The organism is Pseudomonas sp. MS01C9, assembly GCF_058202755.1.
The window spans coordinates 1,296,841-1,318,468 of the sequence record NZ_CM177073.1; the positions used below are offsets into that span (position 1 = coordinate 1,296,841).

Genomic DNA, 21,628 nt, shown 5'->3' on the forward strand with positions numbered 1-21,628 from the left:
AACGCAGTACGGTAACGAAACAGCGCAGCCATCGAGGCTGCGCTTTTTTTGTCTCGGGGATATTGCCTGCATAAACTAAAAGTCCATAATGGACAAAATAGTTTAAGATCCCGGAGCCCCGATGCCCAGCACGCCCTATGTGATGACCCAGGCCGAAGCCGTCGAACTGCTCCAGCGCATCGACGTGCCGCACATCCTGCGCAAGCTGTTCCGCGATCTCGCCGCCGGGCAAGCCGTGCAACCGGCCCAGCAACTCGTGGAGTTCCCCCAGGGCGCCGGGGATTTCATCAACTACCTGGGCGTCCTGGCTGAAGACCAGGTCTACGGGATCAAGACCTCGCCCTATATCGTGCGCGAACAGGGCCCGTTGGTGACCGCCTGGACCTTGTTGATGTCGATGCGGACCGGCCAGCCGCTGTTGCTATGTGATGCCGCCGAGCTGACGACCGCCCGCACCGCCGCTACCACGGCCGTCGCTGTCGATGCCCTCGCCCCGCTCCAGTCCCGGCGCCTCGCGGTCATCGGCAGCGGCGCGGTGGCCCGAGCCCACGTGCAGTACGTCAAGGGGCTGCGGGACTGGCAAGGCATCCGCCTCTACTCGCCGGGCCTGAAGCACAAGACAGCGCAGGCCGTGGCCTCGATCACCGGGCTGGACCCTCGCCTGGAAATTGCCGACAGCCTTGAAACGGCGCTGCTCGACGCCGACGTGGTGATGCTCTGCACTTCGTCCGCCAAAGCTGTGTTCGACCCGCAGACCTTGGGCAAACCGGCATTGATCACCTCCATCAGCACCAACGCCCCGCGCGCCCACGAAGTGCCGCCGCAGAGCCTCAACGACATGGACGTGTTCTGCGACTATCGTCAGACCACCCCGGGCTCGGCCGGTGAAATGCTGATCGCTGGCGAACAGCACGGTTGGCAGACGTCGAGCATCGTTGGCGACTTGCCCGGGTTGCTCAGTGGACAGGTCGCCCGCCCGGACTATCAACGCCATGTGTTCTTCCGTTCCATCGGCCTGGGCCTGGAAGATATTGCATTGGCGAATGCGCTTTACCGACTTCACAACTGACATACCACATTCCCTTGGGGGAACGAGCTTGCGCGCGATAGCGGTGGTTCAGTCACCAGTAATGTCGACTGTCAGGCCGCATCGCGAGCAAGCTCGCCCCCACGGTTATTTCTAAACTCCCAGCACCGTGCTCCACTGGAGAGCTTCATGACCTCAGCAGACTTCATCATCATCGGCGGCGGCATTGCCGGGGCTTCCACCGGGTACTGGCTGGCTCCCCACGGGCGGGTCATCGTGCTCGAACGCGAATCCCACCCGGCCTACCATTCCACCGGACGCTCGGCGGCCCTGTACACCGCCGCCTACGGCACACCCCAGGTACGTGCGCTGACCCAGGCCAGCCGTGATTTCTTCGACGCACCGCCGCCCGGTTTCTGCGAACACCCCCTGCTCAGCCCGCGCGGTGAAATGACCGTGGACTTCACCGGCGATCCCGCCGAGCTGAACAATCAATACCTCAGCGCCAAGGCCACGGTGCCGCAGATGCAACTGCTCAGCGCCGAAGAGGCCTGTGTGCGGCTGCCGATACTGCGGCGAGAAAACGTGCATGGCGCCATCTACGATCCCACGGCCGCCGACATCGACACCGATGCCTTGCACCAGGGCTACCTGCGAGGGATCCGCCGCGGCGGCGGTGAAGTGCACACCGACAGCGAAGTGCTGCAAGTGAGCCGCGATGCCCAGGGCCTGTGGCAGGTCAAGACCACCGGCCAGACCTTTACCGCACAGGTCCTGATCAACGCCGCCGGGGCCTGGGCCGACCAGGTGGCACAACTGGCCGGCGCCCGGGCGCTGGGCCTGCAGCCCAAGCGGCGCGCGGCTTTCATCTTCGCCGGCCCCGACGGCGTGGACATCCATGACTGGCCCATGCTGGTGAGCCTCGACGAGTCCTTCTACATGAAGCCCGACGCCGGCATGTTCCTCGGCTCCCCAGCCAATGCCGATCCGGTGGAGCCTCATGACGTCCAGCCCGAAGAACTGGACATCGCCATGGGCATCTACCAGATCGAACAAGCCACGACCCTGACCATTCGCCGCCCGACCCGGACCTGGGCCGGGCTGCGCAGTTTCGTGCGCGATGGGGATCTGCTCTGCGGCTTCGATCCACAGGTGCCAGGCCTGTTCTGGGTCGCGGCACAGGGCGGCTATGGCATCCAGACTTCCCCGGCCATGGGCCAGGCCAGTGCGGCGCTGGTTCGCGGCGAACCGCTGCCCGAGGCCCTGGTCCGCTTCGGCCTGAGCAGCGAAATGCTGTCGCCCTCGCGCCTGGGTTGATCGTCCTGCGAGTGACGCATCGCCACGATTGCGGCAAACTCCCAGCGCCCCCGCTTCACGGGGCGCTGACGCTGCCTGGAGCCCTTGTCATGAACGCCCCGCAAACCGATCCGGCGCTGGATAACTTCCACATCATCGCCGATGCCATCGCCACGCTGTTCTACCCCCACGCCGAAGTGGTGCTGCACGACCTGCGCACACAGAAAGTCGATTACATCGCCAATAACCTGTCCAAGCGCGTGATTGGCGATGACTCGTCCCTGGAAGACATGCTCAGCGAAGGGGTCAGCGAACGTAACATCGGGCCTTACGAAAAGCTCAACTGGGACGGCCAGAAGATTCGCAGCCTCAGCAGCGTGCTGCGCGATGCGAACGGCCAGCCCTTGGCGGTGCTGTGCATCAACCTGAATATTTCACTGCTGGAAAATGCCAAGGCCGCGCTGGACCTGTTCCTGTCGCCGGGCAAGCTGATCCCGCAGCCGGATTCACTGTTTCGCGATGACTGGCAGGAGCGTATCAACACCTTCCTGCATGCCTGGATGCGTGAACGTCAGCTGAGCCTGAACCTGCTTACCCGCGATCACAAACGCGAGTTGGTGCTGGCCCTGCACGCCGAAGGCGCTTTCAAGGGCAAGAGCGCCTCCAACTATGTGGCCAATGTGCTGAACATGGGGCGGGCGACGGTGTACAAGCATTTGAAGGAGTTGAAGGGGTAGGATTCGTATAGCTTGGCCTGGCGCCTTCGCGGGCAGGCTCGCTCCCACATTCGATCTCATCGTACTGATCGGGTACGACCCAAATCCCCTGTGGGAGCGAGCTTGAACTGGTCAAGTAATTCTGGACACCAGTTAAGGTTTCACGCCGCCAGTTTCTCCATAGCTACCGGCGACCGGTAGTCGTTGTAGCTATGGAGCCTGACGTTGTTGTAACGCATCACATAACGTTGTATATCCACACGAGCTTCGTGCTCCGAGTTGTAACCATTCTCTGGCACCCACTCCGACTTCAAGCTTCCAAAAAAACGCTCCATTGGGGCGTTGTCCCAGCATTCACCTTTACGACTCATGCTGTGCACAAGCCCGTGCCTATTTATTTCATTCCTGAATTTATGGCTGGTGTACTGGCAGCCTTGATCAGAATGAAACAGCACTCCCTTTGGGCGGCCTCGCAACTCGACCGCCATCCGCAGTGCCTCGCAAGTCAGCGCGGCGTCAGAAATCAACGAGAAAGACCAGCCCACGATCCGGCGAGCGTACAAATCCAGAACAGCCGCAAAATACAGCCACCGATTGCCGACCTTGATGTACGTCACATCGCCACACCACACCTGGTTGATCGCCGTGACATCAAACTTGCGTTTGAGCAGGTGCGGCGTCACCAGGGCTTCCACACCGGAAGATTTGTACTTGTGCCGTCGACGCTGCCGACTCGCAACACCGGCTTCACGCATCAAACTGCGAGCCATATGTCGCCCGACACGATGCCCCTTTGCTTGCAGCTCCTTGGAAAGGGTGCGAGCCCCCGCGGATGCTCTGGATTCCTTGTGATGCTCGACCAGCACGGCTTTAAGTTTCTCCCGCTCAGGCTTCACCTTGCCTTGGCGCTGCCGCCAAGCGTAAAAGCTGCTGCGGTTGACTCCAAACGCCCGACAGCAATTGTTAACGCCGTACTGCTCGTCCAGCTCATCGATCAACGAGAATGATCTTTGGAGTCCAAAAGCAGGAGAGCACTGGCCTTTTTTAGGATTTCAATGTCCAGGTCTTTTTGCCTGAGCAACGCTTTGAGCTGCTGAATCTCTCGCTGATCGGCGGTAATCGCCTTGGCCCCTTGCGGGGTTGAGCCCAAGCGTTCTTGACGCACCTGATCGACCCAACGGCGCAAGGCCGTTGGGCCAATATCCAAACTGGCACAGACCTCTGGGACCGACTGGCCCTCGTCCAGCACCAAGCTGGCAGCCTTGAGCTTGAATTCCCTGGAATAAGATTTACGCATAGCCAAACACCTCAGATTTGAGCGCCATCATAGCGCCCGATTGAAGTGTCCAAAATCATTAGGCCAGTTCAGCCTGCTCGCGATAGCGATCAATCAGTCGCCGTAGATATCCGACTTGAAATACCTGGCCTGGATCTCCTGGTATTTCCCACTGGCCCGAATCCCATCGATGGCCTTGTTCAAGTCCGCCACCAGTTGGGTATTACCTTTGCGCACCGCGATGCCGGCGCCTTCACCGACGTATTTCGGGTCCTTGAGTTCAGGACCGACAAACGCGTAGCCCTTGCCACGGGGCATCGACAGGAAGTCTTCCAGCGGGATGGTGTCGGCGAAAATCGCATCCAGACGACCTGACGCCAGGTCCATGTAGATTTCTTCGTTGTTGCTGTAGCGCTTGACCGTCACGCCCTTGGGCTCAAGCACTTCAGTGGCGTAGCGATCCGTGGTGGTGGCTCGTTGCACACCCACGGACTTGCCCTTGAGGCTGGCGTACTGGTCATCGACCACCGCGCCTTCCTTCATGACCAGTCGCGATGAGGTGAAGTAATACTTGTGGGTGAAATCCACCGATTTCTTGCGTTCCTCAGTAATCGTCATGGAAGAAAGGGCCATGTCGATCTTCTTCACCTTCAGCGATGGAATCAGCCCATCGAACTCCCCCTCGACCCACTCGCACTTGACCTGCATCTGGGCGCACAAGGCATTGCCGATGTCGTAGTCGAAACCTTCGATTTTTCCTTCCGAGGTCTTGGATGCAAACGGTGGATAGGCTGCCTCGATACCGATCCTCAAGGTTTTCTCGGCGGCGAACAGGCTGCTGGAGGCCAACAGGCCCAAGGCCAGGCCGGTGATGAGGGGGAGTTTTTTCATGGTGTTCTCTCGCGGGTTGTTGTTGGTTTGGCAGAGAAAGGTGAGGCGATGACTTTACGTATACTTATAAATCCATACTGGACTTTAATGTACACATCGTCAATCGACAGGCAGGGCAATGGGATGGGTGGCTGATGGCCTCATCGCGAGCAAGCTCGCCCCAACACGGGATCTTTATGCATCAAGGATCCCCTGTGGGAGCGAGCTTGCTCGCGATGACGGACTCATGGCCTGCGGAAAAACTACAGGGGGGACTTACCGCTTCCAGCGATCCGCCGCCGCATGATCACTGTCCCGCCCTTCGACCCAGCGCGGACCATCGATGGTGTTTTCCTTTTTCCAGAACGGAGCGCGGGTCTTGAGGTAGTCCATGACAAAGGCGCAAGCGTCGAATGCCGCCTGGCGATGGGCGCTGGCGGCCGCGACGAAGACAATCGGCTCGCCCGGCTCCAGGGCACCGATGCGGTGCAACACTTCGAGCTTCAACAACGGCCAGCGCTGCTCGGCTTCGGTGGCGATCTTGCCCAGGGCTTTTTCGGTCATCCCCGGGTAATGCTCAAGGAACATCCCGGACACATCGAGGCCGTCATTGAAATCACGCACGTAGCCGACGAAACTCACCACCGCCCCCACACCGACATTGGCGGCGTGCATCGCGTTGACTTCGGTACCCGGGTCGAACGGATCGACCTGCACACGAATCGCCATGGCTCAGCCCCCGGTCACGGTGGGAAAGAATGCAACTTCATCGCCGTCCGCCAGCGGCTCGTCGAGCTGGCACAGTTCTTCGTTGCGAGCGCACATCAGGTTTTGCTCGCCCAACACCTCGAACCCCTGGCGCGCCGCCAGGAAAACGCGAACATCGTCCAGCGTGCCGAACTCACCCTCGACCCGCTCCGAGTCCACGCCCAACGCCTCGCGATAACGCGCAAAGAACCTCACGGTAATCTTCATGGCGCATCCGCCTGGAAGTGGCCGCTCTTGCCGCCGAGTTTCTCCAGCACCCGCACACCTTCGATGGTCATGCCCCGGTCCACGGCCTTGCACATGTCGTAGATAGTCAGCGCGGCGACGCTGGCGGCGGTGAGGGCCTCCATTTCCACCCCGGTCTGCCCGGACAGCTTGCATCGGGCAACGATGCGTACCCGCTCCTGGCCTTCGGCGCTGAGTTCGACTTTCACGCTGGTGAGCATCAACGGATGGCAGAGCGGGATCAGATCGCTGGTCTTCTTGGCCGCCTGGATGGCGGCAATGCGCGCGACGGCGAACACATCGCCCTTGGGGTGGCCGCCACTGACGATCATCTGCAGTGTGTCGGGCAACATGCGCACAAAGGCTTCGGCCGTGGCCTCACGGAATGTCACGGCCTTGTCGGTCACGTCGACCATATTGGCGCGACCTTGGGAATCGAGATGAGTCAGCACAGGGTTACTCCTGATCAGGAGCCTCGATTGTAAACCCGTGAGTCAGATTCCGGCAGGGTTGATTGTCGCACCCACTTGCGTCTTGGATTCGGAAGTCACTGCGAACCCCCTTGTGGGAGCGCGCAAGCTCGCTCCCACAGTTTTTTTGTAAAACCATAAAAAACCGGGCGGCTTGAAGGCCGCCCGGTTGGGTTACAGGTGCGATTCGGCGTATTCGGCCAGGATCGAGCGCGGTACGCCCTGCAGGGTGATGTGGACCCCGTTGGGGAAGTCCTTGAAGCGTTCGGTCAGGTAGGTCAGCCCGGAGCTGGTCGCGGACAGGTAAGGGGTATCGATCTGTGCCAGGTTCCCCAGGCACACCACTTTCGAACCGGCGCCGGCACGGGTGATGATGGTCTTCATCTGGTGCGGGGTGAGGTTCTGGCATTCATCGATCAGGATCAGGCTCTGCTGGAAGCTGCGGCCTCGAATGTAGTTGAGGGATTTGAACTGCAGCGGCACTTTGCTGAGGATGTAGTCGACGCTGCCATGGGTGCTTTCGTCATCCATGTGCAAGGCTTCGAGGTTGTCGGTGATAGCCCCCAGCCAGGGCTCCATTTTTTCCGCCTCGGTGCCGGGCAGGAAGCCGATTTCCTGGTCCAGGCCTTGCACGCTGCGGGTGGCGATGATGCGCCGGTAGCGCTTGCTGACCATGGTCTGCTCGATGGCGGCGGCCAGGGCCAGGATGGTCTTGCCGGAGCCGGCGGCACCGGACAGGTTGACCAGGTGGATATCGGGGTCGAGCAAGGCGAACAGGGCCAGGCTCTGGTAGATGTCACGCGGCTTGAGCCCCCACGCTTCCTGATGCAGCAAAGGCTCCTGGTGCAGGTCCAGAATCAGCAGCTTGTCGTCCTCGATTTCCTTGATCCAGCCGACGAACCCCTGCTCATCGATGATGAACTCGTTGATGTGCACCGCCGGCAGGTTGTCGATCAATTGCACCTGGTGCCAGGTACGGCCGTGGTCCTGGCGGGTATCGACCTTGCTCACGCGGTCCCAGAAGGAGCCGGCCATGGTGTGATAGCCGTTGGGCAACAGGGAGACGTCGTCCACCAGCTGGTCAGTGCTGTAGTCCTCTGCCGCGATCCCGCAGGCGCGGGCCTTGAGGCGCATGTTGATGTCTTTGGTCACCAGCACCACGGCCTGGTCCGTATTGCGGGCGTGCAGGTCGATCAACTGGTTGATGATGATGTTGTCGTTCAGGTGCTCGGGCAGTACGAGGTTGGGTTCGGTGCGCTTGCTCATCAGGATCGAGAGCAGGCCCTTGGGGCCGCTTTTGCCACGCTGGATCGGCACACCCAGCTCGACATCCTCGGGAGAAGCATCCCCCAGGGTCTTGTCGATCAGGCGAATCGCCTGCCGGCACTCGGCCGCCACGCTGTGATGGCCGCTCTTGAGCTTGTCCAGCTCTTCGAGCACGGTCATCGGAATGGCAACGTGGTGTTCTTCGAAGTTCAGAAGTGCGTTTGGATCGTGGATCAATACGTTGGTATCGAGTACATAAAGGATTGGCTTGTTGGAGGAAGGGCTACGTCCGTGGTCATCCATACTCGGTCACCTTTGTGGGGGCCATTCGACGCAATACCATGACGGTGCTGCGCCTCGAGGTAGCCACCGAATTCACCCGCGAGGGCTCAGGTGAACTGCACACAAACTGGGTCTTGGAAGACGCCACCTGTGTTGCAGGTTTCGGCGGTCTGACTTCTTGATACTCCAAAAACCATGACAGGAAAAAGCACTTTGACGCTTTTTTGAAGTTTATTTTTCAGAGTGACGAAAAGCCCTTGGCGTACCGTCGCTACCCCGTTAAAGTCGGAAGTCCGGTCGCCACGAATGCGCCCGAAGATTTTCCTTTTCCCCAATGTTTCCGGGCCCTTGCGGGTTCAGCGGAACGCCTCCTGACAATCTTCCCAGCCGATCCCGCTCTGCGCCGTTTGCGTCATGAGCCAGGGCAACGCCGTCTTCACCGCATCCTGCTTGGCATTGAAGTTGATCACCCCATGGCGCCAGAGCAGCATCAGGGTCAATGCGCGCTGGGCGCTTTGCTCGGGCTTGAGCCGGTTGCTGCTGTCCATGGGATCGATGTCCCAGAGCGCCACCTGCAGGCCCTGGTTGCGGAAGAAGGCCTGGGCATCGCCACGACGTTGTCCCTGGGGGGGACGGAACAGCGGCACGTAGTTCTCCGGCAGCCTGCCCTTGACCAGCTCGACACTGCGCCGCACCGAGTCCTGCCAGTCTTTCCAATAGCTGTGGGAGCGGAACTCCCAGCCCTGCACCCCCACGCATTGCCCCGAATACAGTGATTGCAGGTCGTTGACCGAACGATCCGCCAGGCGCGCCTGGATGTCCTTGCCCAACACGAAGAACGTGCCGTTCATGTTCGATTTGCGCAGGTAATCGGTCAGCCAGGGCGTGTTGTCCGGAACAACGTTGGCACCGCTGTCGAAGGTCAGCAGGAACAGCCGGTCGTGCATGCCCTCGCCATTGCGCTCGTAATCGCCGAAACGCTCGACCTCGCTGCTGGACTGGGGAAACAGCGCGGCCTTGCGCAACAACTCGTCCCGGTATTGGGTATGGAAGATCCGGCTCGGTCCGGCCCACTTGATGTAGAAGGAATTGTCGTCGAGATGGAAGCGACCCGCCTCCTGGCGCAGGGAAGCCATGTCTTCAACCAGATAACAGAAGGAAGCATCCTGGTCACAGCTGCGCTGGGCGAAGTTGTAGCTGCTCAACAAGCGCTGCCACAGCCGTGCCCGGAGGTTATCGATCGCCACCATGTTGATCGAGCGCAGGCCCAGGTACTGCTTGAGGGCGATTTCGTCCATGGCATCGGTGTCGAGCAGGACCCTGGCGAACATCAGGATCTCGGCCCGGGAAGCCACATCGAACAACGTCGCACTGGTGAGTTGCTCCGGCCAGGTGCTGCGATCCTGGGTGGCGATATCGTTGGGCGCGGCCATGGCACCGAGGCTCAACAGCCAGGCCGACAAAAGAAGAGCAATGCGCAAAAGGGATGTCTCCATAACGAAACCCGCGCGGCATCATAGCCGATCCTGTGGCGAGGCCATGCGCATGAATCCCTACCGCTATCCCCCACCACCAATCACCTATTGCCTCGATAGCTGGAGTCCACCCGGACAACCCCCTAGAATCGCGGCAACTTTGAAGGAGACGATTGCATGCTGATGGTGATTTCCCCCGCCAAGACCCTCGATTATGAAACACCGCCGGCCACCGCTCGCTTTACCCAGCCGCGATACCTGGACCACTCCCAGGAGCTGATCGAGCAATTGCGCGAACTCTCGCCGGCCCAGATCAGCGAACTGATGCATGTCTCCGACAAGATCGGCGGCCTGAATGCCGCGCGGTTCGGCAGCTGGACACCGGCATTCACCCCGGACAATGCTAGGCAGGCGCTGCTGGCCTTCAAGGGCGACGTGTACACCGGCCTCGACGCGCAGAGCTTCAGCGAAGCCGATTTCGATCACGCCCAACGACACCTGCGCATGCTGTCCGGCCTGTATGGCCTGTTGCGGCCGTTGGACCTGATGCAGCCCTATCGTCTGGAAATGGGCACCAAACTGGCCAATGCCCGAGGCAAGGACCTGTATGCCTTCTGGGGTACCCGCATCAGCGAATGGCTGAACGAAGCGTTGGCCGACCAGGGCGACGATGTGTTGTTGAACCTGGCGTCCAACGAATACTTTTCGGCGGTCAAGCGCAGCGCCTTGAAAGCGCGCGTCATCGATACCGAGTTCAAGGACCTGAAGAACGGCCAGTACAAGATCATCAGCTTCTACGCCAAGAAAGCCCGAGGCCTGATGAGCCGCTTCGTCATTCAGGAACGCATCAACGACCCGCACTTGCTCAAGCAGTTCGATGTGCAGGGTTATCGCTTCAGTGCGCAACAGTCTTCATCGCAAAAACTGGTCTTCCTGCGCGATCACGCACCGCAATGACGCGTTCCCCTTCGAGCCCCCTAATCGGGGGCCTCGATCAACCGCCTGCATGTCATCTCACTCCCTCGCCCACTTCGTCACTTTCTTGGCGTCAATATAAAAGACAACTCCCGCGCTAACTTTTCTTTCACTCGACAAATGTCAGTTTTTTCCGTAGTGGCACGGAAAATTTTCAACGATAGTGGCACAAAACTATCTAAGCCTTTTAACTCCCCGTAACTAAAGGCCAAAACCGCAAGTGCCATCACTGTGAGAGCAGTGCCATCTAGGCAGATATTTCGAAAAATTTCTGAAATCGCGATGAGCGGATCGGAACTATGTCCAAATGCACGGCTCATACCACCCGTAACGATTCTCGGCACTCGTGTACGAGATAACTTACGCAGGACGTCGGCCAGAGTAACCAAGTTGTCACGACAACTAAGCGAAACGGTCGTCTATTGGGATCCAATATGAAAGGACAGGAGATAACGCACCATCACTATCCCCTACAAAGGCCAAGGCTGCGCCCCTATAACGTGTTCACCCGAGCACACAACCTTCTGATTTTGTGGGCTTTTCGCCAGGAATCAGAAGTGTAAGACCTTTGCACGGACGTCCCCGACAACGAGGACCGGCTGCATAACAGGGCAGGTCATAACAACTAGGCCGCTTTGCGCACAACTTGAGTGCAATTATTTAGACACTCGGAACTTAGTATGCCTGCACACGGCATTGTGGCGCCTGCATTCCACACTTCCGAGTGCACTATGACCGCTGAACACTATTAACTCCGGCCATTTAATGGCGTGAAAACAGAGGTAAATGCGATGCGCATTAGCATATTTGGTTTGGGTTACGTCGGTGCAGTATGTGCCGGTTGCCTGTCTGCACGGGGCCATGATGTGGTTGGCGTTGATGTCGCCAAGGACAAGATCGATATGATCAACGCCGGCAAGTCGCCGATCGTTGAACCGGGTCTTGGAGAGTTGCTGGCACAAGGTATTCAAACGGGCCGTTTGCGCGGTACTACCAACTTCGCCGAAGCCATTCGCGATACCGATCTGTCGATGATCTGCGTCGGTACACCGAGCAAGAAAAACGGCGACCTGGAACTGAACTACATCGAAGCCGTGTGCCGCGAAATCGGTTTTGTCCTGCGCGACAAGACGACCCGCCACACCATCGTGGTTCGCAGTACCGTTCTGCCAGGCACCGTAGCGAACGTAGTGATCCCGATCCTCGAAGACTGCTCCGGCAAAAAGGCTGGCGTCGATTTCGGCGTCGCGGTCAACCCTGAGTTCCTGCGTGAAAGCACCGCCATCAAGGACTACGACCAGCCACCGATGACTGTCATCGGCGAGTTCGACAAGGCCTCCGGCGACGTTCTGCAATCGCTGTACGAAGAGCTCGATGCGCCGATCATCCGCAAGGACATCGCCGTCGCCGAGATGATCAAGTACACCTGCAACGTCTGGCACGCCACCAAGGTGACCTTCGCCAACGAAATCGGCAACATCGCCAAGGCCGTAGGCGTCGATGGCCGTGAAGTGATGGACGTGGTCTGCCAGGACAAGGCCCTGAACCTGTCCCAGTACTACATGCGCCCTGGCTTCGCCTTCGGCGGATCGTGCCTGCCCAAGGACGTTCGCGCCCTGACCTATCGCGCCAGCAGCCTGGACGTGGAAGCGCCGCTGCTCAACTCGCTGATGCGCAGCAACGAATCCCAGGTGCAGAACGCCTTCGACATCGTCTCCGCCCACGACAAACGCAAGGTCGCCCTGCTGGGCCTGAGCTTCAAGGCCGGTACCGACGACCTGCGCGAAAGCCCGTTGGTGGAACTGGCGGAAATGCTGATCGGCAAGGGCTACGACCTGCGCATCTACGACAGCAACGTCGAATACGCCCGCGTCCACGGTGCGAACAAGGATTACATCGAGTCGAAGATCCCTCACGTCTCGTCCTTGCTCAACTCCGATTTCGACTCGGTGATCGACAACTCCGACATCATCATCCTCGGCAACCGCGACGAGAAATTCCGCTCGCTGACCGAGAACGTACCGGAAGGCAAGCAGGTCATCGACCTGGTTGGTTTCATGTCCAAGGCCACATCACCGAATGGCCGGACAGAAGGCATCTGCTGGTAAGTCTGTTTGCCGGCCGGGGCTCGCCCTGGCCGGCCTTTCGCCTGCCTTAACCCATCGGGCCGCCCACAAGGCCCGCCCGAGATAGAGACGGATGCAGATTATGCACAGGCTAAAGCACGGCCTGCTTCAGGCCGCCGGTTGGCTGTTTTACTTGAGTTTATTGATGGGCATCGCCACGGCGCTGCCCACGTCTACGTTCGACTCCGAATCCAAGGACTTCATTTTCCTGATCGGCGCCGTGGGCATCTGGCGTTATTCCATGGGCGCGACGCATTTCGTACGCGGCATGATCTTTCTGTACATCGTCTACCCACACCTGCGCCGCAAGGTACGCAAGCTGGGCAAGGCCGCCGACCCGTCGCATGTGTTCCTGATGGTCACCAGCTTCCGGATCGACGCGCTGACCACGGCCCAGGTGTACGGCTCGGTGATTCGCGAAGCCATCGAGTGCGGGCTGCCCACCACGGTGGTCTGCTCCATCGTGGAAATGTCCGACGAGTTGCTGGTCAAGAGCCTCTGGGCCCGCATGAACCCGCCGGAGCGGGTCAAGCTGGACTTCGTGCGCATCCCCGGCACCGGCAAGCGTGACGGCCTGGCCTACGGTTTCCGCGCCATCTCCCGCCACTTGCCGGACGACCGTGCCGTGGTTGCGGTGATCGATGGCGACACCGTGCTTGGCGAGGGCGTCGTGCGCAAGACCGTGCCGTGGTTCCAGCTGTTCGGCAACGTCGGCGGCCTGACCACCAACGAGTTCTGCGAAGTGCGCGGCGGCTACATCATGAGCGAATGGCACAAGCTGCGTTTCGCCCAGCGCCACATCAACATGTGCTCCATGGCCCTGTCCAAGCGTGTGTTGACCATGACCGGCCGCATGTCGGTGTTCCGCGCCACCGTGGTCACCAACCCGGACTTCATCGCCGACGTGGAAAGCGACTCGCTGCAACACTGGCGCCTGGGTCGCTTCAAGTTCCTGACCGGGGACGACAAGTCGAGCTGGTTCAGCCTGATGCGCCTGGGCTACGACACCTTCTACGTGCCGGACGCGGCGATCAACACCGTGGAGCACCCGCCGGAAAAGAGCTTCATCAAGGCCAGTCGCAAGCTGATGTTCCGCTGGTACGGCAACAACCTTCGGCAGAACTCCCGGGCACTGGGCCTGGGCATGCGGCGCCTGGGCCTGTTCACCTCCGTGGTGCTGCTCGACCAGCGTGTGTCGATGTGGACGTCGCTGCTGGGCCTGACCGTGGCACTGATCGCCAGCTTCAAGTACGGCACCGCCTTCATCCTGGTGTATCTGCTGTGGATCGGCATCACGCGGCTGCTGCTGACCCTGTTGCTGTCGTGCTCCGGACACCGGATCGGCCCGGCCTACCCGATGATTCTCTATTACAACCAGATCGTCGGCGCGCTGGTGAAGATCTACGTGTTCTTCCGCCTCGACCAACAGTCCTGGACACGCCAGCCCACCTCACTGACCCGTGATCTCGCCAGCTTTCAACGTTGGTTCAACACCTGGTCGTCTCGGACCATGACCTTCTCCGCCGGCAGCATCTTTGTCGCCGTGCTGCTGACGATGGTCTGACCGAACTCGCCTGAATTAACTAGGAAATCGCCTCTATGAACACCGCCGTGAATGTCAACGTAGTGCATGAATCCGAAGCCCAGCGCCAACACGCCCGGGTCAAAATCCCGGCCAAGCTGCGCTTCTTCGGTCCCGACCGTACGCCGATGGAAGTCAAGGTCCTGGACCTGTCCGCCGGCGGCCTGTGCTTCAACGCCGGTCAGATGCCGCTCAAGGTCGGCGAGTCGTACAAGGCTCGCCTGCAGTTCGTGATCGACAACCTCGGCCTGGCGATGGACGTGGAGCTGCAGATCCGCTCCCACGACCGCCAGACCGGCCGCACCGGTTGCCAGTTCCAGAACCTGGAACCGCGGGACATCTCGACACTGCGTCACATCATCACTTCGCACCTGGCAGGCGACATCGTCAGCGTGGGCGACGTACTGGCGACGCTGCAGCGCGACAACTTCACCAAGGCACGCAAGCAGAAGGACGAAACCGGCGGCATGAGCGCCCTGGGTCGCCTGCGGGCCGTGACCTTCAGCCTGGGCATCTTCGTTGTCGGCCTGGCGGCGTTCGGTTTCATCTTCAAGTCGGTGTACGGCATGTATTTCGTCAGCCATGCCCAGGCAGGCCTGGTGAACGTACCGGGCATGGCCATCACCATGCCGCGCGACGGCACCGTGCAGAGCCTGGTCAAGGCCGACGGCGTGGCGGCCAAGGGCGCCCCACTGGCGACGTTCAGCACCAGCATGCTCGACGTCCTCAAGGGCCACCTGGACGACAACCAATTGCAACCGGCCAAGGTCGAGGAACTGTTCGGCAAGCAGATGACCGGTACCCTCACCTCCCCTTGCGACTGCATCGTATCCCAGCAACTGGTTGCCGACGGCCAGTACGCAAGCAAGGGCGACGTCATCTTCCAACTGGTCCCGCGCGGCACCGAGGCCAATGTCGAAGCTCGCTTCTCCTATCGCCAGTTCGGCGACGTACGCCCAGGCACCGCGGTCAACTTCCAGGTTGCCGGCGAAGACGTCACCCGCACCGGCAAGATCGTCAGCAGCACCAGCCTGAAGAGCGCGGACCTGTCTTCGGATATCCGCGTGATGATCAAGCCTGACGAGCCGCTGGACAGCTCCCTGGCCGGTCGTCCGGTAGAAGTCCACAGCGACCGTGGCCCAAGCCTGAACTGGCTGATCGACAAAGCCATGGCCGTCGGTCTTTAAGTCGAGGATATGCCCGTGACCATTATAGAAATCCTGAATACCCCACAGAGTCTGTGGGAGCGACGGTTCGGCAATCCGACTCGCTCGCGAAAGGATCAATGCGGTCAGGATGATACGCCGCAAGCTCGTTCCCAAGTGGGGACACTGTGTGCCTTGGCACTGGCCGTGAGCCTGGCCGGTTGCGCGGGCCTGCCCGACCAGCGCCTGGCCAACGAAGCCCTCAAGCGCGGCGACACGGCGTTGGCGCAGCAGAACTATCAGCAACTGGCAGACCTGGGCTACAGCGAAGCCCAGGTGGGCCTGGCCGATATCCAGGTGGACAGCCGCGACCCCGAGCAGATGAAAAAGGCCGAGGCGACCTACCGCGCTGCCGCCGATATCTCGCCACGGGCCCAGGCTCGCCTGGGTCGCCTGCTGGTGGCCAAGCCCGGTTCCACCGAGGCTGAAAAGCACGAGGCCGAGGGCCTGTTGAAGAAAGCCTTCGCCAACGGTGAGGGCAACACCCTGATCCCGCTGGCGATGCTGTACCTGCAATACCCCCACAGCTTCCCGAACGTCAACGCCCAGCAGCAGATCGACCAGTGGCGCAACGCCGGTTATCCGGAGGCAGGCCTGGCGCAGATTCTGCTCTATCGCACCCAGGGCACCTACGACCAGCACCTGGCTGAAGTGGAGAAGGTGTGCAAGGCCGCGTTGGCGACCACCGACATCTGCTACGTCGAACTGGCCACGGTCTACCAGAAACGCGGCCAGCCGGAACAGCAGGCCGAGTTGCTCAAGCAGATGCAGGCCGGCCACAGTCGTGGCGTGGTTTCTGCCCAGCGCGTGGACAGCGTCGCGCGCGTGCTGGCCGATCCCAGCCTCGGCAAGACCGACGAGAAGACAGCCCAGTCGCTGCTCGAAGGCATCGCCCCCGGCTACCCCGCCGCCTGGGTCAGCCTGGCGCAGTTGCTCTACGATTTCCCCGAGCTGGGCGACGTCGACAAGATGATGCAGTACCTGGAAAACGGCCGTGCCGCCGACCAGCCTCGGGCCGAGTTGCTGTTGGGCAAACTCTACTACGAAGGCAAGTGGGTACCGGCCGACGCCAAGGTCGCCGAGGCACATTTCCAGAAAGCCGTCGGCCGCGAAGTGGCCGCCGATTACTACCTCGGCCAGATCTATCGCCGTGGTTACCTGGGCCAGGTCTACTCGCAAAAAGCCCTGGACCACTTGCTCAAGGCTGCCCGTAACGGCCAGAACAGCGCTGACTATGCCATTGCCCAGCTGTTCTCCCAGGGCAAGGGCACCAAGCCCAACCCGGTCAATGCCTATGTGTTCAGCCAGTTGGCCAAGGCCCAGAACACCCCGCAAGCCACCGAGCTTGCCCAGACCCTCGAAGCCCAATTACCGCCGCAACAGCTTGCCCAAGCGCAACGCCTGCTACAACAAGAGCAGGCCATTCGTGGTGCCATGAGCCCCGATACGCTGGAACTGCAAGCCCTAAAAGAAGATAACGGCGAGGAACCTCTATGAAGCCTTTGAAGCTCAATCCTTTTGTGCAGGCCGGAATTGGCCTGACCTGCGCCCTGCTGTGGTCCTGCCCGACCCTGGCGGCCCTGACCGACACCAAGAACTTCGGCCTGGAAGTGAAGATCACCGGCCAGTCCGAAGACGACCGTGACCTCGGCACCCAGAGCGGTGGCGACGTCAACGGTGTCGGCCTGGACCTGCGTCCCTGGGTCTACGGCGAAAGCGAAAGCGGTGCCTGGAGCGCCTACGCCATGGCCCAGGCCGTGACGTCTTCCGACATCATCGAGACTGACACCTTGCAACAGTCCGATGGCAGCACCCAGGAAACCGACAGCGGCGATCGCGAAGCCAAGAAGAGCTACCTGGCCATGCGCGAATTCTGGATTGGCTATCGCGGCCTGACCCCGTACCCGGGCGAGCAGTTGAAGTTCGGCCGCCAGCGCCTGCGCAACGATGACGGCCAGTGGCGCGACACCAACATCGAGGCCTTGAACTGGACCTTCGACACCACCTTGTTGCGGGCCAACCTCGGCGTGGCCGAACGTTTCAGCGAATACCGCACCGACCTCAAGGAGCTGTCGCCCAAGGACAAGGATCGCCTGCACGTCTACGGCGACGTGGGCTACCAGTGGATGCCAGGCCAGTGGGCCGGTATCCGCGCCCATCACACCCATGACAACGGCAGCCTCGACTACCCGACCCCGGGCGAACCCACCGATGTCCTGGACAAGACCGAGAACGGTGACCTGTCCTGGCTCGGCCTGGAAGCCAACAGCGATGCCTATAACTGGCGCAACACCAATACCGTCAACTACTGGGCGAGCATCACCGGCATGACCGGCGACCGCGACACCGTCAACCCGCTCAACGCCGACGGCACCCGTCCGGCGCAAGCCAAGCGCAGCGACGACGTGGATGGCTGGGCCACCGACCTGGGTATTCGCCTGCGCCTGGATCCGCAATGGCAAGTCGGTGCCGCCTATGCCCGCGCCAGCGAGGACTATGAACAGAATGGCCTGCAGAGCAACCGCTCGAACTTCACCGGCACTCGTTCGCGGGTCCATCGTTTCGGCGAGGCGTTCCGTGGCGAGATGAGCAACACCCAGAGCGCCTCGCTGTTCGGCTCCTGGCAGCTGCGCGACGAATACGACGCCAGCCTGGTGTACCACAAGTTCTGGCGCGTGGACGGCAACAAGCCGGTGGGCAGCAACGGCATCAACGCCGTACAGAACAACACCGACGACGTGACCGGCGCCATCCTGTCCACCTCCACCCTGCCGCTGCGTGACGGCGACAAGGACCTGGGCCAGGAAGTCGATCTGGTGGTCACCAAGTACTTCAAGCAAGGGCTGCTGCCGGCCGCGCTGAGCCAGTCCATCGATGAGCCGTCGGCGCTGGTGCGCTTTCGTGGCGGCGTGTTCAAGCCAGGCGACGCCTACGGCAAAGAGGTCGATTCGTACATGCATCGCGCCTTTGTCGACGTGATCTGGCGCTTCTGATGCGAACGGCCATGGGAGTGCCCGATATGAACCGCTACCAAAGGAACAGCCAGGCGATGAAAGGTTCGATCAGCCTGTTGGTCGCAGCCATGCTGCTGGCCGGCTCGCCGGCGTTCGCCAACGTTGAACCGGTGGTCAAGCCGGGCAACGTGGCCAAGGAACTGCAAGCGGCCAAGACCTACACCGTCAGCAGTGCGCCGACCGCCCCGCTGGAACTGGCCAAGCCGACCTTGCCCGACCTCAAGGGCTTCACCGCCGAAGCGGCTGTGGCCAAGATCGTGCGCAGCAAGCCCGGCAAGGTCAGCGTGCGCCGGATGATGCAGGAAAACGCCCTGAAGGACTTCATCGGCGGTGACAACAAGATGGCCGAGTGGGTCGTGCGCCAGCACGGTATTCCCCAGGCCATCTTCATCGACGATGGCTACATGAACCTCAAGGACGTGGCCAGGAAGGCGCCCAAATACATCATCGAGACCTCGCCAGGCGTCTTCCTGGCGAGGATCCCGATCGTGGTCGGCCAGAAAGGCATCCTGGAAATCGACAAGCAGACCCAGGAGCTGCGCCTGTCCCAGGAAGGCGGCTCGTTCCTGGTGAACGATGGCCAGATGTTCATCCACGACACCAAGGTCACCGGCTGGCGCGAAAAGGAAAACGGCCCCGCCACTTTCCGTTCGGCCAACGAATTCCGTCCGTTCCTGCTGGCCTGGGGCGGTACCGAGACCTACATCGTCAACTCGAAGATGGCCAGCTTCGGCTACGCCAACAGTAAGTCGTACGGGGTGAGTATCTCCCAGTACACGCCGAACATGGCCAAGGTCCTCAAGCGCCCGGAACCGACCGGCTGGATCATCGGTTCCGAGTTCTCGGACATGTGGTACGGCTTCTACTGCTACGAGACCCGCGACTTCGTCATCCAGGGCAACACCTACAAGGACAACATCGTCTACGGTATCGACCCCCACGACCGGTCCCATCGGTTGATCATTGCCGACAACACCGTCTACGGGACGAAGAAGAAGCACGGGATCATCATTTCCCGTGAGGTCAACGACAGCTTCATCTTCAACAACCGCAGCTACGACAACAAACTCTCGGGCCTGGTGATCGACCGTAACAGCGTCAACAACATCATCGCCTACAACGAGATCTACAAGAACCACACCGACGGCATCACGCTTTATGAGAGTGGTGACAACCTGTTGTGGGACAACAAAGTGATCAGCAACCAGCGCCACGGCATCCGCATTCGTAACAGCGTGAACATTCGCCTCTACGAAAACGTGTCCATGGCCAACGGCCTGACCGGTATCTACGGTCACATCAAGGACCTGTCCGATACCGACCGTGACATCAAGCTCGACCCGTTCGACGCCCAGGTTTCCCTGATCGTGGTCGGCGGCGAACTGGCCGCCAATGGCAGTGGCCCGCTGTCCATCGACTCGCCGCTGAGCGTCGAGCTGTACCGCGTGTCCATGCTCGCGCCGACCAAATCCAGCGGCATCAGCTTCACGGGAATCCTGGGCGAGCGCCAGGACGAAATTCTCGACCTGCTGGTGCGCCAGCAGAAAGCCGTGCTGATCGACCCCGTCGAACGCCAGACCGAAATGCGGGATTGAGGATGACCTTTATGAACCCACAGATGATCAAACTCCTGGGCCTGTCCGCCCTGACCGCCGGCATTCTCGCCGCCACCAGCGGCGCGCGCGCCGACGAAATCAAGGCGCCGACCTTTACTGCCGAACCTTGCTGCAGCCTGTGCCCTGCGGCACACGACGAAAAGAACTACACCACGCGCTACCAGCAGAACTTCACCACGCTGGTACAGGCCCAGGGCGACTGGCTGTTCCGTACCCGGGAAGACCTGCGTACCGAGTTCGACACTACCCCGGCCGGCTACAAGCGCATGCAGATGCTGCACGATGCCTTCAAGAAGAAAGGCGTCGAACTGGTGATCGTCTATCAGCCCACCCGGGGCCTGGTGAACCGCAACAAGCTCAACCCACAGGAAAAGGCCAGCTTCGACTATGAAAAGGCCCTGACCAACTACAAGGCCATGCTCGGTCGCTTCGCGCAGATGGGCTACGTGGTACCGGACCTGTCTCCGCTGACCAACGAAAACCTCCCCGAGACCCTGCCGGCCCACGATTTCTACTTCCGTGGCGACCAGCACTGGACACCCTACGGCGCCCAGCGCACGGCGAAGATCGTCGCCGAGAAGGTCAAGCAGATCCCGGCCTTCGCCGACATTCCCAAGCGTGAGTTCGAGACCAAGAAGTCCGGCCGCATGGGCAAGACCGGCACCCTGCACAACATGGCCGGCCAGCTGTGCGGCACCAGCTATGCGATCCAGTACATGGACCAGTTCACCACCGAGCCCAAGGGCGAAGCTGGCGACGGCGACCTGTTCGGCGATTCCGGCAACCCGCAGATCACCCTCGTGGGTACCAGTCACAGCGGCAAGAACTACAACTTCGCCGGCTTCCTGGAAGAAGCCATCGGCGCCGACATTCTCAACGTCGCCTTCCCCGGCGGTGGTTTCGAGGGCGCGATGATCCAGTACCTGGGCAGCGAGGAATTCCAGAAGAGCCCACCCAAGATCCTGATCTGGGAATTCTCGCCGCTGTATCGCCTGGACCAGGAAACCATCTACCGCCAGATGATGGCGTTGCTGGACAACAACGGTTGCGAAGGCAAGCCGGCGCTGATGAGCAGCAAGACCGCCCTGAAGCCGGGCAAGAACGAATTGATGGTCAATAGCAAGAACATGGATCTGCGTAACGGCAGCCACCAGGTCGACATCCGTTTCGCCGACACCTCGGTGAAAACGTTGCAAGCCACCCTCTGGTACATGAATGGGCGCCACGAGGACATCAAGATCGAGAAACCGAACACCTCCGAAACCGACGGGCGTTTCGCCTTCCAGTTGCGCACCGATGAGGACTGGGCCTCGCAGAACCTGCTGGCCGTTGAAGTCCAGGGCCCCGAAGCCGGTGCGGCACCACAGCAAATCGAAGCGAAAGTCTGCAAACGCAATGTCTCTCCGCAAGCCGAACAAACGGCTCAAATCGGACAATGA

Annotated in this window: 20 protein-coding genes; 11 read left to right on the top strand and 9 right to left on the bottom strand. The window is 60.6% G+C overall.

The window, feature by feature from the left end; all coding sequences use genetic code 11:
- Positions 1-121: 121 nt before the first annotated feature.
- From AC1M7R_RS05960 to AC1M7R_RS05970, 3 genes are all read left to right on the top strand, one after another.
- Complete coding sequence (locus AC1M7R_RS05960) at positions 122-1,069, top strand: ornithine cyclodeaminase family protein (RefSeq protein ID WP_072397105.1); 948 nt, start codon at positions 122-124, stop codon at positions 1,067-1,069.
- Between the two features lie 147 nt (positions 1,070-1,216).
- Positions 1,217-2,344, top strand: a complete 1,128-nt coding sequence (locus tag AC1M7R_RS05965; protein WP_072397103.1) for an NAD(P)/FAD-dependent oxidoreductase — start codon at positions 1,217-1,219, stop codon at positions 2,342-2,344.
- 89 nt (positions 2,345-2,433) lie between these two features.
- Positions 2,434-3,060 (top strand): helix-turn-helix transcriptional regulator, encoded by a 627-nt coding sequence (locus tag AC1M7R_RS05970; RefSeq protein ID WP_072397101.1) that lies wholly within the window; start codon positions 2,434-2,436, stop codon positions 3,058-3,060.
- 140 nt (positions 3,061-3,200) lie between these two features.
- On the opposite strand, the gene AC1M7R_RS05975 is transcribed toward AC1M7R_RS05970, so the two are convergent.
- The 8 genes from AC1M7R_RS05975 to AC1M7R_RS06010 form a co-directional block, all read right to left on the bottom strand.
- On the bottom strand, positions 3,201-4,037 hold the full coding sequence (locus AC1M7R_RS05975; RefSeq protein ID WP_076405277.1) for an IS3 family transposase: 837 nt from the start codon (positions 4,035-4,037) through the stop codon (positions 3,201-3,203).
- Positions 4,034-4,336, bottom strand: a complete 303-nt coding sequence (locus AC1M7R_RS05980; RefSeq protein ID WP_076405275.1) for a transposase — start codon at positions 4,334-4,336, stop codon at positions 4,034-4,036. Before AC1M7R_RS05980 ends, AC1M7R_RS05975 begins: the two co-directional genes overlap by 4 nt.
- A 93-nt stretch (positions 4,337-4,429) precedes the next feature.
- A complete protein-coding gene (locus AC1M7R_RS05985; protein WP_072397099.1) occupies positions 4,430-5,206 on the bottom strand; it encodes an ABC transporter substrate-binding protein in 777 nt (258 codons plus the stop codon).
- A 255-nt stretch (positions 5,207-5,461) separates the two neighbouring features.
- Entirely contained in the window at positions 5,462-5,914 is a 453-nt protein-coding gene (moaE, locus tag AC1M7R_RS05990) for a molybdopterin synthase catalytic subunit MoaE (RefSeq protein WP_072397087.1), read from the bottom strand.
- Between the two features lie 3 nt (positions 5,915-5,917).
- Positions 5,918-6,160, bottom strand: coding sequence for a MoaD/ThiS family protein (locus AC1M7R_RS05995; protein WP_490610299.1), 243 nt, complete (start codon positions 6,158-6,160; stop codon positions 5,918-5,920).
- On the bottom strand, positions 6,157-6,630 hold the full coding sequence (gene moaC / locus AC1M7R_RS06000) for a cyclic pyranopterin monophosphate synthase MoaC (protein WP_072397083.1): 474 nt from the start codon (positions 6,628-6,630) through the stop codon (positions 6,157-6,159). Before moaC ends, AC1M7R_RS05995 begins: the two co-directional genes overlap by 4 nt.
- A 192-nt stretch (positions 6,631-6,822) precedes the next feature.
- Positions 6,823-8,217 (bottom strand): PhoH family protein, encoded by a 1,395-nt coding sequence (locus AC1M7R_RS06005; protein WP_072397081.1) that lies wholly within the window; start codon positions 8,215-8,217, stop codon positions 6,823-6,825.
- 335 nt (positions 8,218-8,552) lie between these two features.
- A complete protein-coding gene (locus AC1M7R_RS06010) occupies positions 8,553-9,677 on the bottom strand; it encodes a polysaccharide deacetylase family protein (protein WP_490610300.1) in 1,125 nt (374 codons plus the stop codon).
- Between the two features lie 171 nt (positions 9,678-9,848).
- Between AC1M7R_RS06010 and yaaA the strand changes: the two genes are divergently transcribed.
- Positions 9,849-10,628 (top strand): peroxide stress protein YaaA, encoded by a 780-nt coding sequence (gene yaaA / locus AC1M7R_RS06015; RefSeq protein WP_072431574.1) that lies wholly within the window; start codon positions 9,849-9,851, stop codon positions 10,626-10,628.
- A 77-nt stretch (positions 10,629-10,705) separates the two neighbouring features.
- Here the strand turns inward: yaaA and AC1M7R_RS06020 are convergent, their stop codons facing one another.
- Positions 10,706-10,966, bottom strand: coding sequence for a hypothetical protein (locus tag AC1M7R_RS06020; RefSeq protein ID WP_143007964.1), 261 nt, complete (start codon positions 10,964-10,966; stop codon positions 10,706-10,708).
- A 471-nt stretch (positions 10,967-11,437) separates the two neighbouring features.
- Here AC1M7R_RS06020 and AC1M7R_RS06025 point away from each other — a divergent pair, with 471 nt between their 5' ends.
- The 7 genes from AC1M7R_RS06025 to AC1M7R_RS06055 all read left to right on the top strand — a co-directional run bounded on the left by AC1M7R_RS06025 (position 11,438) and on the right by AC1M7R_RS06055 (position 21,628).
- Positions 11,438-12,754, top strand: a complete 1,317-nt coding sequence (locus AC1M7R_RS06025; RefSeq protein WP_072397077.1) for a nucleotide sugar dehydrogenase — start codon at positions 11,438-11,440, stop codon at positions 12,752-12,754.
- 100 nt (positions 12,755-12,854) lie between these two features.
- Positions 12,855-14,336: a mannuronan synthase gene (gene alg8 / locus AC1M7R_RS06030; RefSeq protein ID WP_371128610.1), complete on the top strand. Its 1,482-nt coding sequence runs from the start codon at positions 12,855-12,857 to the stop codon at positions 14,334-14,336.
- A gap of 35 nt (positions 14,337-14,371) precedes the next feature.
- Positions 14,372-15,541: an alginate biosynthesis protein Alg44 gene (locus AC1M7R_RS06035; protein ID WP_072397072.1), complete on the top strand. Its 1,170-nt coding sequence runs from the start codon at positions 14,372-14,374 to the stop codon at positions 15,539-15,541.
- A 9-nt stretch (positions 15,542-15,550) separates the two neighbouring features.
- The gene (gene algK, locus AC1M7R_RS06040; RefSeq protein ID WP_072397070.1) at positions 15,551-17,056 is read left to right on the top strand and encodes an alginate biosynthesis TPR repeat lipoprotein AlgK; all 1,506 of its coding nucleotides are present in this window, start codon (positions 15,551-15,553) and stop codon (positions 17,054-17,056) included.
- Positions 17,057-17,061: 5 nt separating this feature from the next.
- Positions 17,062-18,552: an alginate export family protein gene (locus AC1M7R_RS06045; protein WP_072397211.1), complete on the top strand. Its 1,491-nt coding sequence runs from the start codon at positions 17,062-17,064 to the stop codon at positions 18,550-18,552.
- A gap of 26 nt (positions 18,553-18,578) precedes the next feature.
- Positions 18,579-20,168 carry a mannuronan 5-epimerase AlgG gene (algG, locus tag AC1M7R_RS06050; RefSeq protein ID WP_490610301.1) on the top strand — a complete coding sequence of 530 codons (1,590 nt, stop codon included), beginning with the start codon at positions 18,579-18,581 and terminating at the stop codon, positions 20,166-20,168.
- An 11-nt stretch (positions 20,169-20,179) separates the two neighbouring features.
- Entirely contained in the window at positions 20,180-21,628 is a 1,449-nt protein-coding gene (locus AC1M7R_RS06055) for an alginate O-acetyltransferase (RefSeq protein WP_072397066.1), read from the top strand.

Coding starts and splice junctions, on each gene's coding strand:
- AC1M7R_RS05960 (WP_072397105.1), top strand. CDS start 122: ATGCCCAGCACGCCCTATGTGATGACCCAGGCCGAAGCCGTCGAACTG.
- AC1M7R_RS05965 (WP_072397103.1), top strand. CDS start 1,217: ATGACCTCAGCAGACTTCATCATCATCGGCGGCGGCATTGCCGGGGCT.
- AC1M7R_RS05970 (WP_072397101.1), top strand. CDS start 2,434: ATGAACGCCCCGCAAACCGATCCGGCGCTGGATAACTTCCACATCATC.
- AC1M7R_RS05980 (WP_076405275.1), bottom strand. CDS start 4,336: ATGCGTAAATCTTATTCCAGGGAATTCAAGCTCAAGGCTGCCAGCTTG.
- AC1M7R_RS05985 (WP_072397099.1), bottom strand. CDS start 5,206: ATGAAAAAACTCCCCCTCATCACCGGCCTGGCCTTGGGCCTGTTGGCC.
- moaE (WP_072397087.1), bottom strand. CDS start 5,914: ATGGCGATTCGTGTGCAGGTCGATCCGTTCGACCCGGGTACCGAAGTC.
- AC1M7R_RS05995 (WP_490610299.1), bottom strand. CDS start 6,160: ATGAAGATTACCGTGAGGTTCTTTGCGCGTTATCGCGAGGCGTTGGGC.
- AC1M7R_RS06005 (WP_072397081.1), bottom strand. CDS start 8,217: ATGGATGACCACGGACGTAGCCCTTCCTCCAACAAGCCAATCCTTTAT.
- yaaA (WP_072431574.1), top strand. CDS start 9,849: ATGCTGATGGTGATTTCCCCCGCCAAGACCCTCGATTATGAAACACCG.
- AC1M7R_RS06020 (WP_143007964.1), bottom strand. CDS start 10,966: ATGAGCCGTGCATTTGGACATAGTTCCGATCCGCTCATCGCGATTTCA.
- AC1M7R_RS06025 (WP_072397077.1), top strand. CDS start 11,438: ATGCGCATTAGCATATTTGGTTTGGGTTACGTCGGTGCAGTATGTGCC.
- alg8 (WP_371128610.1), top strand. CDS start 12,855: ATGCACAGGCTAAAGCACGGCCTGCTTCAGGCCGCCGGTTGGCTGTTT.
- AC1M7R_RS06035 (WP_072397072.1), top strand. CDS start 14,372: ATGAACACCGCCGTGAATGTCAACGTAGTGCATGAATCCGAAGCCCAG.
- algK (WP_072397070.1), top strand. CDS start 15,551: ATGCCCGTGACCATTATAGAAATCCTGAATACCCCACAGAGTCTGTGG.
- algG (WP_490610301.1), top strand. CDS start 18,579: ATGAACCGCTACCAAAGGAACAGCCAGGCGATGAAAGGTTCGATCAGC.
- AC1M7R_RS06055 (WP_072397066.1), top strand. CDS start 20,180: ATGAACCCACAGATGATCAAACTCCTGGGCCTGTCCGCCCTGACCGCC.